The organism is Bartonella sp. AP36NXGY (assembly GCF_042195865.1).
Taxonomy (GTDB): domain Bacteria; phylum Pseudomonadota; class Alphaproteobacteria; order Rhizobiales; family Rhizobiaceae; genus Bartonella.
Genome location: NZ_JBHIPD010000007.1, coordinates 31,683 through 44,177, shown reverse-complemented (window position 1 = coordinate 44,177; position 12,495 = coordinate 31,683). Strand labels below are relative to the sequence as shown.

The window sequence follows — 12,495 nt, the reverse complement described above, 5'->3', positions numbered from 1 at the left end:
CCATTCAACCTATGATCAAAAATCTGTTGTAACAAAGAAAACAATTCATGAAAGCAAATCAACTCGATATTCTTATTGTTCCTGGCTACAAAGGATCTGGTCCAGATCATTGGCAAACGCGCTGGGAAAAAAAATTGTCGACAGCCAGCCGCATTGAACAACTCCATTGGTCAAAGCCTGTTTGTGAAGAGTGGGTTAACAAAGTTAAAACCGCCATCGCAAAAGCTCAAAGGCCTGTTATGCTTATTGCTCATTCATTAGGAGTTCCCAGTGTTATTCATGCAACTGTACAAAATACAGAAAAAATTTGTGGCGCTTTCTTTGTTGCACCTCCAGATGTCGCCAATGAAAAAATACGTCCCAAACATTTAATGACATTTGGCCCCTATCATCGCCAAAAGCTTCCTTTTCCTTCTATTGTCATAGCCAGTCGCAACGATGAATTTTGTCAATTTTCAGTAGCAGAAAAAATTGCCAATGATTGGGGATCACTCTTTGTTGATGCTGGGTATTCTGGCCATATTAACGCAGAATCCGGACACGGACCTTGGCCTGAAGGGCTTATGGTCCTCTCTCACTTTCTTGCAAAAATTTGATCCAAAAGAGGTGATCTTCTTTCTCATCGCTTATGTATCTTCACCTTTGGGTAAACGTGTAATGATAAAAATTATAAAAGTATCATAGCAATATCATTGAGAAATTCTATCAATTAGGATAGTATCATTTATCAATGTTATTAAAAACCTCTCAAGATAAATAGAGAATCATGATGAATCGTCGCCACCGTATTTATGAAGGCAAGGCTAAAATTTTATATGAAGGACCTGAACCAGGGACTTACATTCAATTTTTTAAAGATGATGCAACTGCCTTTAATGCAAAAAAACATGAAATTATCGACGGAAAGGGGGTTTTAAACAACCGAATTTCGGAACATATTTTTAGCCATCTTGGACGTTTGGGCATCCCAACACATTTTATCAAACGTATAAACATGCGCGAACAGCTTATTAAAGCGGTGGAAATCATTCCGTTGGAAGTTGTTGTTCGCAATGTTGCTGCCGGCTCTCTTGCTAAACGTTTAGGACTGGAAGAAGGAACCCCGCTTCCGCAATCCATCATTGAATTCTACTATAAAAATGATTCTCTCGATGATCCTATGGTAACGGAAGAACATATCACAGCTTTTGGGTGGGCTGTCCCACAAGAGATAGAAGATATGATGCAACTTTCAATTCGTATTAATGATTTTCTTTCTGGGCTTTTTGCCGGTGTTAACATCCAATTAATTGATTTTAAAATGGAATTTGGTCGCCTGTGGGAAGATGAAACAATGCGCATTGTTCTTGCTGATGAAATCTCTCCTGATTCTGCACGACTATGGGATATGCACACACAAGAAAAAATGGATAAAGACCGTTTTCGTCGTGATATGGGAGGGCTTATTAATGCCTATCAAGAAGTTGCCAAACGTCTTGGTATTATGAATGAAAACGAACCAACACGACCAAGTGGTCCCGTTCTCGTAAAGTAAAAACAAGGTAAAAAACATCACCTTATACAAACACCCCTCTTCAAAGGAGAGGTTCTTTTAACAAGCAGGAAGCAAAAAATGAAAGCACGCATTACGGTTACTTTAAGAGAAAGCGTTCTTGATCCACAAGGAGAAGCAATTGTCGGTGCTTTAAAAAGTTTGGCTTTCGAAGGCATTCAATCTATTCGTCAAGGAAAGGTTTTTGATATTGTTCTTGATGAACTACCTTCTGAAACTGCAAAGAAAAAACTTGAACAAATGTGTGAAGAGTTACTCGCAAATACTGTCATTGAAAATTATACAATCGAACTTCTGTAAGTGAAATGCTCATGAAAACTGCCATCATTCAACTTCCTGGATTAAATCGTGATCGAGATATGGTTGCAGCATTACATCATATAACGGGAGTTGAGCCACTAAAAATTTGGCAAACAGAAACAACAATTCCAGATGTAGATGTTATTATTATTCCTGGTGGTTTTTCCTATGGCGACTACTTAAGATGTGGTGCGATTGGAGCGCGAACTCCCGTCTTAAAAGCCATTCGTGAAAAAGCACAAGAAGGTACGACAATTATAGGTATCTGTAATGGATTTCAAATTTTGTTGGAAGCAGGATTATTACCCGGTACTTTAATGCGTAACGCTTCTTTAAAATTTGTTTGTCGTGAAATCAAGCTTGAAGTCGTCAACGCCAAGACAAAATTTTCTCGATATTATTCTAAAGGACAAATTATTCGTTGTCCTGTTGCCCATCATGACGGAAATTATTTTGTTGATAGTGAAACATTGAAACAAATGGAAGACAATGAACAAATTGTTTTTCGCTATGCAGAAAATACAAACCCGAACGGCTCAATGAAAGATATTGCTGGTATTGTTAATAAAGCTGGTAATATTCTTGGTATGATGCCCCATCCTGAAAACTTTATTGAACCCGCCCACGGAGGTACTGACGGTCGTTTACTTTTTCAAAGTGCTTTAGAGTTAGTAAATGGATAATGCTGCAAAAATACTCGCGCTCCATAATTTAAAAAAACAAGGATTTATACCATTTCTCGCATCGTAAATCTATCAACAAAGCTCTTCACAAACAACAATGGATATTATTTTCTAAACACATAATTATTTAAGACCATTTTTAGTCTTAAATCCCACCAAACAAACGGACAAAATCTTCAGCTTACTGTCTATAAATATTTTTATTATTAAACAACATTATTGTTTATAATATAAGCTGCTAGGTTAAAAAAATAAAAATACTAAATTTCGATTAATTTGACGGATAAATACTCATGAAGCCTTGCAATAACATCACTATTACATCAGAACTCATTGCACAACACGGGCTAAAAGAAGATGAATATCAACGTATCCTAACGTTAATTGGTAGAGAACCAACATTTACTGAACTAGGAATTTTTTCTGCAATGTGGAACGAACATTGTTCCTATAAATCATCTAAAAAATGGCTAAAAACTCTTCCGACAGAAGGAAAATGTGTCATCCAAGGACCTGGTGAAAATGCTGGTGTTGTCGATATTGGCGAAGGACAATGTGTTGTTTTCAAAATGGAAAGCCATAACCACCCTTCTTATATTGAACCTTATCAAGGTGCAGCGACAGGTGTTGGTGGTATTTTACGTGATGTCTTTACAATGGGAGCCCGTCCTGTTGCTGCTATGAATGCATTGCGATTTGGTGCTCCTGATCACCCACGAACACGCCATCTTGTTTCTGGTGTTGTTTCTGGAATAGGTGGTTACAGCAATTCTTTTGGTGTTCCAACGGTTGGTGGAGAAGTAAATTTTGATGAGCGTTATAATGGCAATATCCTTGTTAACGCTTTTGTCGCCGGTATTGCAAAGACAGACGCCCTTTTTTATTCTAAAGCACAAGGTATTGGACTCCCTGTTGTTTATCTGGGTGCAAAAACAGGACGTGATGGTGTCGGTGGAGCAACAATGGCTTCTGCTGAATTTGATTCTTCAATCAGTGAAAAACGCCCAACTGTTCAAGTCGGTGATCCTTTTACAGAAAAATGTCTCCTTGAAGCATGTTTAGAGCTCATGGAACTTGGAGCCGTGGTTGCTATTCAAGATATGGGGGCAGCAGGACTCACCTCTTCTGCCGTTGAAATGGGAGCAAAAGGAAATCTGGGGATACAGCTTAATCTTGATACAGTTCCTGTTCGAGAAGAAAACATGACAGCCTATGAAATGATGCTTTCTGAAAGTCAAGAGCGTATGCTCATGGTCCTTAAACCAGAACTAGAAAAGCAAGCAGAAGCAATTTTTCATAAGTGGGGACTACATTTTTCTATCATTGGAAAAACAACCGATGATTTACGTTTTCGTGTATTTCATCAAGGGGAAGAAGTTGTCAATCTTCCCATCAAAGAGCTTGGTGATGAAGCGCCTGTTTATGATCGTCCTTGGAGTGAGCCGGCAAAAAAAACACCCTTGAAAGCAGAAGACGTCAAAAAAGTTGAAAATCTTGGTGATGCGCTTCTGAGCTTATTGAATTCTGCTGATCAAAGTTCTCGGCGATGGGTTTATGAACAATATGATACCCTTATCCAAGGAAATAGCCTTGTTTGTCCAGGAGGTGATGCAGGCGTTATCCGTGTAGGAAACAACAGCAAACGTGCTCTTGCTTTTTCTTCTGATGTAACACCTCGCTATTGTGAAGCAGACCCTTATGAAGGGGGGAAACAAGCTGTCGCAGAATGCTGGCGAAACATTAGTACGACAGGTGCAACACCACTGGCTGCTACAGATAATCTCAATTTTGGTAACCCTGAAAAACCTGAAATTATGGGACAGCTGATTTTTGCTATTAAAGGTATAGGAGAAGCTTGTAGAATCCTTGATTTTCCTATCGTTTCAGGCAATGTTTCTCTTTACAACGAAACAAATGGGGCAGCCATTCTTCCAACCCCCACAATTGCTGGGGTAGGCCTTCTTAATGATTGGTCTAAAATGGTAACAATAAGTGGTATGCAAAATGGAGATATTCTTGTTTTAGTAGGAAATTGCGGCTCCCATTTAGGACAATCAATCTATGCACGTAACATTTTAAATATTGATGCAGCCCCCCCCCCCCCTGTAGATTTACAACTTGAAAAAAAGCATGGTCAATTTGTTCGAGATGTCATACATCGTGGTTTTATTCACGCCGCCCATGACCTTTCTGACGGAGGATTAGCGATAGCACTTGCTGAAATGGTCATTAAAGCAGGTAAAGGAATCAAAGTAAAATTAAGCAATAAATCACCCCATCATGCAGAACTTTTTGGAGAAGACCAAGGACGTTATCTTTTAGCCGTCAAACCTCACTCTCTTAATAGTCTTAAAGAGCTCGCACAAATCAATACAGTTTCTTTAACAAAGCTAGGTCAAGTTGCAGGTGATGCACTTGATATAGATGGAATACTAAAACTTTCTATAGACAAACTCACAAAAGCCTATGAAAACTGGTTTCCACAATTTATGGGTGAAGAATAAAAATTGTTTTTTCTCTTAAACAGCCTTTATAAAAAATGAACAACATAGGAGAATAATGATGGCAATGAGTGCCCATGCAATTGAAACGCTTATTCGTGAAGGCATTCCTGATGCTACTGTAAGAATTCGTGATCTTGCTGGAGATGGGGAACATTATGCTGCAGAAGTTATTTCTGAAAGTTTTCGTGGTAAAACCCGTGTTCAACAACATAAAATGGTCTATGATGCCCTTAAAGGCAATATGGGAAATGACCTTCACGCCTTAATATTGCAAACAAATGTCCCAAAATAATCTAAAATTTCTTCTTGCATTCACACATTTAATACGATTAAAAGCAGTATGAATATAAATTACACACTGATAAAAATCTGAAATATCGAGGGATAAAAATGACCACTGTTCATGATTTTATTGACAACGAAATTAAAACAAACGACGTCATTTTATTCATGAAAGGAACACCTGACGCTCCGCAATGCGGGTTTTCAGGACAAGTTGTTCAAATTCTTGATTATTTAGGATTGAATTATAAAGGGATTAATATCTTAACTTCTAACGAATTGCGTCAAGGGATTAAAGATTACTCAAATTGGCCAACAATTCCACAGCTTTATATCAAAGGTGAATTTATCGGAGGCTGTGATATTGTTAAAGAGATGTTTCAAAACAATGAGTTACAGGAACTTTTGAAAGAAAAAAATATTCCATGTAATCAATCATAGGTATCTTTCATTTTATTCAGACTCTTAAAAAGAGCTGTTTTCAGACGAAATTTTTATTTCAAGGATGCCATATGTCATATTCAGTCGATGAACAAACGCATAGAGATGCGATTAGAAACAAAATTGGCTATAAAGAATTTGTTATTCTTATTGCTTCGCTCATGGCTATTAACGCTATAGCTGTTGATATTATGCTGCCAGCTATGCCCGATATTTTAGACGGCTTAAATGTTCTCAATGAAAATGATCAACATTATATCATTTCGAGTTATCTTATTAGCTATGGTATTGCTCAAATATTTTTCGGTCCAATAAGCGATAGGTATGGACGACGTAAACTTATTCTTCTCGGGCTTGCTTTTTATTCATTTACGGCGATTGGCTGTGCCTTTGTAACTGATTTTTCTCTCTTACTTATTTTACGTATCTTGCAAGGAATTGGAGGGGCTGCTATGCGAGTTCTTACAGTTTCCGTCGTACGTGATCTTTACAGTGGTCGAAAAATGGCAGAAGTTATGTCTATTGTTATGATGGTTTTTCTTGTTGCACCAATGGTTGGTCCCGCAACAGGACAGATCATTTTACTTCTTGGACATTGGCAATATATTTTTATTTTCATGGCAATGATTGGTTTAGGACTGATGATTTGGATTCAACTGCGCTTGCCTGAAACTCTTTATGCGCAACGCTCTCTTTCCTTTTCTTCAGTTAAACACAACTTATGGATTGTAATAACCAATCGCACAACACTTTGCTATACACTTGCAACTTCCATTATTTTAGGCTGTATCTTTACCGCCGTTAATACATCACAACAAACATATGAAGGGATCTATAATCTAGGACTTTGGTTCCCTATTGCTTTTGCAGTTGGTGCTGCATTTCAAGCTCTATCATCATTCTTTAACTCTCAACTCGTTGGACGCCTTGGAATGCGGCGTATTGCTCATACTATGCTTTTGCTCTTTTGTGCCACTTCATGCATTTGGTTTATTGGGTCCATCTTAGCAGGTGGTGTTATCCCTTTTCCTTTTTATATGACGTTATATTGTATATTAATGTTTACCTGCGGTGGTATTATGGCCAATTTCAATACACTCGCTCTTGAACCTGTAGGAGAAATAGCTGGAACAGCTTCTTCTGTATCCGGCTTTCTTCAAACATCTATCGGTGCAGGACTTAGCTTTTTTATTGCCCAACAATTTGATGAAACAACCATCCCAAACTCAGCAGGATTTTTCTTTCTGAGTCTCACTGCCATACTTCTCGTCTTATGGGCTGAACGTGGTCATCTTTTTAGGCAATATCATAGTAATCCTAACGAATAAATATTACTACGAAAGATTAATAACATCTCTCTTGAACAATAAGAAAATAAACCTATCAGACAAAATAAAACATCTCCAAATAGAACACTCTTGTGTTAAACATTCACATTGTTTGTTTAAAGGTACAGCTCTCGAAATATCAAATCATTTCACGACAGCACCCATAAATGGTATAATGTAAAAAAACAAACATACTATTGTTGCAACAACTCTTGTCTGTGAAACGGTTTATTAAAAAATATTTTTATTCTTTTCTTCAATAGTTTTTATGAAGACGGGCTGGTCTCTCATCTCATGATAGGAAAACAAACAGTTTTGATTGATTTAACCTGAACAAGATCGAAATAAGAGAAAAACTTACGCTTTAGGTCTTTCGTTCAATATAAAAAATAATAAATTATCTTTATAAATTAATATCTTACATAATCATAAAACCATAGGGAATTTTCCCATTTATAAAATACATTTAATTGATAAATTTTCCTGATTTTGGAAATCCTCTTGGAACCAAACGCCCGACGCCCGCACGCATTCCCATCCATTCAATGAGATCATCAGCTTGACGGTTAAAGATTCGTTCAGCTGTATCTTGCCAACTTAAGCCTTCTGATAAATTAAAAGTCTTGGCATCAACAACACCACCTTCTTTATAACGCTGTAAACGAACACCTTTACCGCGATTCATTTCTGGTATTTGTTCAATAGAAAAAATAAGCATTTTACGGTTTTCACCGACTACAGCAACATGATCACCATTTACCGGAACACAAAGCTTTACCTTATCAGGAGCTTTCACATTCATCACTTGCTTTCCTTTTCGTGTATTGGCGATCACTTCTGCAGAAGAAACAATAAAACCATTACCGTGAGATGAAACCAAGAGAAATTTTTCCTCGGCGTGATGCACAAAAGCTGTGAGAACATCGTGCTCATCATCCATATCAACTAAGAGACGAATAGGTTCACCATGTCCCCGCCCTCCAGGTAAATTATTTGCACCAATAGCAAAAAACTTCCCCCCCGTACTGATCAGCACAATCTTGTCGGTCGTAAATGCTGGAAAGGCTAACTTTAAACTGTCTCCTTCTTTAAAAGAAAGTGCTTTATAATCGTTCAAGTGTCCCTTCAAAGCACGCATCCACCCCTTTTCAGAAATAACAATAGTAATCGGTTCTTTTTCGATCATTGCTTGTTGAATATCATCAAGATCATGTCTTGGTGCTTCTTCAAACGTCGTACGTCTTTTCCCCAAAAGTGTTTCAGGACCAAAAGTGTTTCGAACTTTTTTGATTTCTTCTGAAATTATTTTCCACTGTTTTATAGGAGAAGCTAATAAATTCTGTAGTTTTTCTTTTTCAGCTTTCAAACTTTCAAATTCTTTACGAATTTCAAATTCCTCAAGTTTACGCAAAGAACGCAAGCGCATATTAAGAATAGCTTCAGCTTGATTTTCTGTTAATTCAAACCGATTAATCAGCTTCTTTTTCGGTTCATCCTCTTCACGAATAATCTGAATGACCTCATCGAGATTTAAATAGGCAATAAGATATCCATGAAGAATTTCCAATCGGCTATCAATTTGATCAAGCCGATAATAAGAGCGACGAATAAGCACTTCTTGACGATGTTCAAGCCATTGCTGCAAACTTTCTCGCAAAGAAAGAACATTGGGTATTTTTCCCAAAGACAAAACATTCAGATTAAGGGGAAATCTTACTTCAAAGTCAGTCAATTTAAAAAGAGACTCCATAAGGAGCTCCGGATCAACCGACCGATTTTTAGGAACAAGCACGATTCTGATATCTTCTGCTGATTCATCTTGGATATCCTCAAGCATTGGCAATCGGCGTGCAAGCAACAATTCCGCAGTTTTTTCAATAAGACGTGACTTTTGAATCTGATAGGGAATTTCAGTCACAACAATCACATAAGAACCACGGCTACCAGGTTCCTGATGCCAACGTGAACGCAAGCGAAAGAATCCACGCCCAACACGATAGGATTCCTCAATACTTTTTTTAGGTTCAACTAAAATTCCCCCCGTCGGAAAATCAGGACCAAGAACGAATTGATTTAATTCCTCATCATTTACATCGGGATGCGCAATCAAATGGAGTGCTGCATCACAAAGCTCAGCAACATTATGGGGTGGAATAGATGTTGCCATACCAACAGCAATACCAGAAGAACCATTTGCTAAAAGATTAGGGAAAGCTCCTGGTAAAACAACCGGCTCTTCATCTTCCTCATTATAGGTTAAACGAAAATCAATAGCATTCTCATTAATTCCTTCAAGTAACAATGCAGCCACTTCAGTCATACGTGCTTCCGTATAACGCATGGCAGCAGCATTATCACCATCAATATTACCAAAATTGCCTTGCCCATCAACCAACGGATAACGAACAGCAAAACTTTGAGCCAAGCGCACCAAGGCATCATAAATAGACGCATCCCCATGAGGATGAAATTTTCCCATGACATCACCAACAATCCGCGCACATTTCGCATAAGACTGTCCAGGATTTAGTTTGAGAAGACGCATCGCATGAACAATCCGCCGGTGGACCGGCTTCAATCCATCACGTACATCAGGCAATGCACGGTGTGTAATCGTAGAAAGTGCATAAGCCAAATAACGTTCCTGTAAAGCAGAACGTAATTCTATTGGTTCAATATGTTCTTTATCAAAAGGTAAATTCATTTTATCAGACATAGTATTAAAACAACAATTCCCACAATAATAAGAAATTATTTTATAGGATTTATTTAATGAAATCTTCTATGAGTCGACTTTTTTATTAAAAGTCAATTACATAAAAACAAACGCTGCAATTAGAACATGAACAGAAAATTATATCAATTTGAAAAATTTATACATGTCCTTCCCCCTTGTCCTAAGTAATTTATTGAAAGCTTTGTCAAATTCGACGATAATTTAACTGCCCACAAAGAGTTATTTCATCTTTTCTGAAATGACAAAAGCACCTTTCAAACATCATCTTTTATTATAAAGATAAATTGTATAACAACCCCATTCAGTTTTTCTACGAAAAACCAAAAAAATGTTCAAAGCTTATGAAATTTAAACTTTTCAGAGTAAGTCCATAGAATGGAAAACCACATTATTCTCATAAAAACGAAGAGACACAATTCTCTGCTACAACGTTGTAAAAACTTCAATAAAAAATAAATAATATATTGACATATAAAGATAATTAATTTTTTTCAACTAAAATGAGGCTCCCGAATATTATAGAATTCTTTTATTTCTAATTTATTCATGATCAAGCAATTATAATTATTTCCTCACCTATCACAAGGGGAAAAGCCACTATAGAAACAAGGAATAAAAATGCCTCGTAAAGAATCAACACAATAGCGTTTTGCCTATCTAAATTTCACAAACAGTACACGCACACACCGTTGACTCTTGAAAGGCATCAAAACTTCACTCTACGTAGAAAAGATGAAACCAATCCATTATCAACTTTATGAGCTATTTTTGTGAGTAGGAGCCATGCGGATTCCTAAATCACGTAATTGTGTAGGAGAAACATCAGACGGAGCGCTCATTAAAAGATCAAGCGCCTGTTGGTTCATAGGGAATAAAGCAACTTCACGCAAATTTTTAACACCTTGTAACAGCATAATAATGCGGTCAATTCCCGCAGCCATGCCACCATGTGGCGGAGCCCCATAATGGAATGCACGATAAAGACCACCGAAACGATCTTTCACAACTTCCTTAGAAAGTCCTACAAGTTCAAAAACTTTAAGCATCATTTCTGGTAAATGATTACGAATTCCACCTGATGCAATTTCATAACCATTGCAAACAAGATCATATTGAAAAGCTTTAATAGTAAGAGGATCTTGGCAGGCAAGGGCATTTTCTCCCCCTTGAGGCATGGAAAAAGGATTATGTCCAAAATCAATCTTTTTTTCATCTTCATTCCATTCAAAAAATGGAAAATCAACAATCCACGCCATAGAGAAACTATCTCTATCAAGAAGATCTAATTCTTCCCCTACCCTTGTGCGTGCTGCTCCGGCAAAAGATGAAAACTTTTTTGGATCGCCAGCTACAAAAAAACAGGCATCCCCACTTTCAAGACCAAGCTGTATACGGATTGCTTCAGTCCTCTGTTCACCAATATTTTTGGCGATAGGCCCTGCTCCTTCAAATTTTCCTTCTTCTTCACGCCAGAAAATATAGCCGAGCCCTGGTTGCCCCTCGCCTTGTGCCCATACATTCATACGATCACAAAAAGCACGACTTCCACCCGTTTTAGCTGGAATAGCCCACACTTGTGCATTCTCATCATTCGCTAAAATTTGAGCAAAGACTTTGAAACCAGAATTATAAAAATGCTGAGAAACATCTTCCATAATGATCGGATTACGCAGATCAGGCTTATCAGAACCATATTTTCGCATTGCTTCATCATAGGAAATGCGAGGAAAGCTTTGTGTCACAGTCTTTCCATCTGCAAATTCTTCAAAAATAGAACGCATAATAGGTTCCATAGTTGCTAAAACATCTTCTTGCTCAACAAAACTCATTTCAACATCTAATTGATAAAATTCACCAGGAAGACGGTCGGCCCTTGGATCTTCATCTCTAAAACATGGAGCAATCTGAAAATAACGATCAAAACCTGACATCATCAACAACTGTTTATATTGCTGTGGCGCTTGCGGTAACGCATAAAATTTTCCCTGATGAACACGACTTGGAACCAAAAAATCACGTGCGCCTTCCGGCGATGAAGCTGTCAAAAGTGGCGTCGTAAATTCCGTAAAACCATTATTTTGCATAGCTCGTCTCATAGCCGCAATAATTTCAGTCCGACGCATGATATTTTTGTGCATAGTCTCCCGACGCAAATCAAGAAAACGATATTTTAATCGAATATCTTCTGGATAATCAGGCTCACCAAAAACCGGTAAAGGAAGCTCATCAGATTTTGAAAGAATTTCTACCTCTTGTGCAAAAATTTCAATCTCACCTGTTGGAAGCGTTGCATTAATAACCTCATCAGAACGAGCACATACCTCCCCATCCACACGAATAACCCATTCAGAACGCACTTTTTCAATAACTTTAAAAGCTGGTGAAGCAGGGTCAGCAACAATTTGTGTGATTCCAAAATGATCACGTAAATCCACAAAAAGAATCCCTCCATGATCACGAACACGATGAACCCACCCCGAAAGACGAACTTGTGTTCCTACATCACATCTACGGAGAGCCGCACAATGATGACTGCGATAACGATGCATGTTTTTTGCCTTTGATTATAATATTCACATGCGCTACAAACGCTTTTTAATAACCATTTGTCAAGATATGAGAATAAAAACTCAAAAATAAAGTCAACAAAGGACAAATTTAATTTATC

General features: G+C 37.6%; 10 protein-coding genes. 8 read left to right on the top strand and 2 right to left on the bottom strand.

Translation table 11 applies throughout. The annotated features are described in order from the left end of the window. Nucleotides 1-47: 47 nt before the first annotated feature. The 8 genes from ACFINX_RS04385 to ACFINX_RS04350 all read left to right on the top strand — a co-directional run bounded on the left by ACFINX_RS04385 (nucleotide 48) and on the right by ACFINX_RS04350 (nucleotide 7,090). Nucleotides 48-596 (top strand): RBBP9/YdeN family alpha/beta hydrolase, encoded by a 549-nt coding sequence (locus tag ACFINX_RS04385; RefSeq protein ID WP_375611547.1) that lies wholly within the window; start codon nucleotides 48-50, stop codon nucleotides 594-596. 173 nt (nucleotides 597-769) lie between these two features. Beyond that, complete coding sequence (gene purC / locus ACFINX_RS04380) at nucleotides 770-1,534, top strand: phosphoribosylaminoimidazolesuccinocarboxamide synthase (protein ID WP_375613149.1); 765 nt, start codon at nucleotides 770-772, stop codon at nucleotides 1,532-1,534. A 78-nt stretch (nucleotides 1,535-1,612) separates the two neighbouring features. Continuing rightward, nucleotides 1,613-1,852: a phosphoribosylformylglycinamidine synthase subunit PurS gene (purS, locus tag ACFINX_RS04375; RefSeq protein WP_375613085.1), complete on the top strand. Its 240-nt coding sequence runs from the start codon at nucleotides 1,613-1,615 to the stop codon at nucleotides 1,850-1,852. Between the two features lie 11 nt (nucleotides 1,853-1,863). Next, a complete protein-coding gene (gene purQ / locus ACFINX_RS04370; RefSeq protein ID WP_375613086.1) occupies nucleotides 1,864-2,535 on the top strand; it encodes a phosphoribosylformylglycinamidine synthase subunit PurQ in 672 nt (223 codons plus the stop codon). Between the two features lie 293 nt (nucleotides 2,536-2,828). Then, nucleotides 2,829-5,039, top strand: a complete 2,211-nt coding sequence (purL, locus tag ACFINX_RS04365) for a phosphoribosylformylglycinamidine synthase subunit PurL (protein ID WP_375668379.1) — start codon at nucleotides 2,829-2,831, stop codon at nucleotides 5,037-5,039. Between the two features lie 58 nt (nucleotides 5,040-5,097). After that, nucleotides 5,098-5,331, top strand: a complete 234-nt coding sequence (locus tag ACFINX_RS04360) for a BolA/IbaG family iron-sulfur metabolism protein (protein WP_375651285.1) — start codon at nucleotides 5,098-5,100, stop codon at nucleotides 5,329-5,331. Between the two features lie 98 nt (nucleotides 5,332-5,429). Then, the gene (gene grxD / locus ACFINX_RS04355; RefSeq protein ID WP_375606638.1) at nucleotides 5,430-5,762 is read left to right on the top strand and encodes a Grx4 family monothiol glutaredoxin; all 333 of its coding nucleotides are present in this window, start codon (nucleotides 5,430-5,432) and stop codon (nucleotides 5,760-5,762) included. A 71-nt stretch (nucleotides 5,763-5,833) separates the two neighbouring features. Next, a complete protein-coding gene (locus ACFINX_RS04350; RefSeq protein WP_375611542.1) occupies nucleotides 5,834-7,090 on the top strand; it encodes a multidrug effflux MFS transporter in 1,257 nt (418 codons plus the stop codon). Nucleotides 7,091-7,556: 466 nt separating this feature from the next. Here the strand turns inward: ACFINX_RS04350 and parC are convergent, their stop codons facing one another. Continuing rightward, the gene (gene parC, locus ACFINX_RS04345) at nucleotides 7,557-9,806 is read right to left on the bottom strand and encodes a DNA topoisomerase IV subunit A (RefSeq protein WP_375611541.1); all 2,250 of its coding nucleotides are present in this window, start codon (nucleotides 9,804-9,806) and stop codon (nucleotides 7,557-7,559) included. 776 nt (nucleotides 9,807-10,582) lie between these two features. Then, nucleotides 10,583-12,376 (bottom strand): aspartate--tRNA ligase, encoded by a 1,794-nt coding sequence (gene aspS / locus ACFINX_RS04340; RefSeq protein WP_375611540.1) that lies wholly within the window; start codon nucleotides 12,374-12,376, stop codon nucleotides 10,583-10,585. Nucleotides 12,377-12,495: the final 119 nt, after the last annotated feature.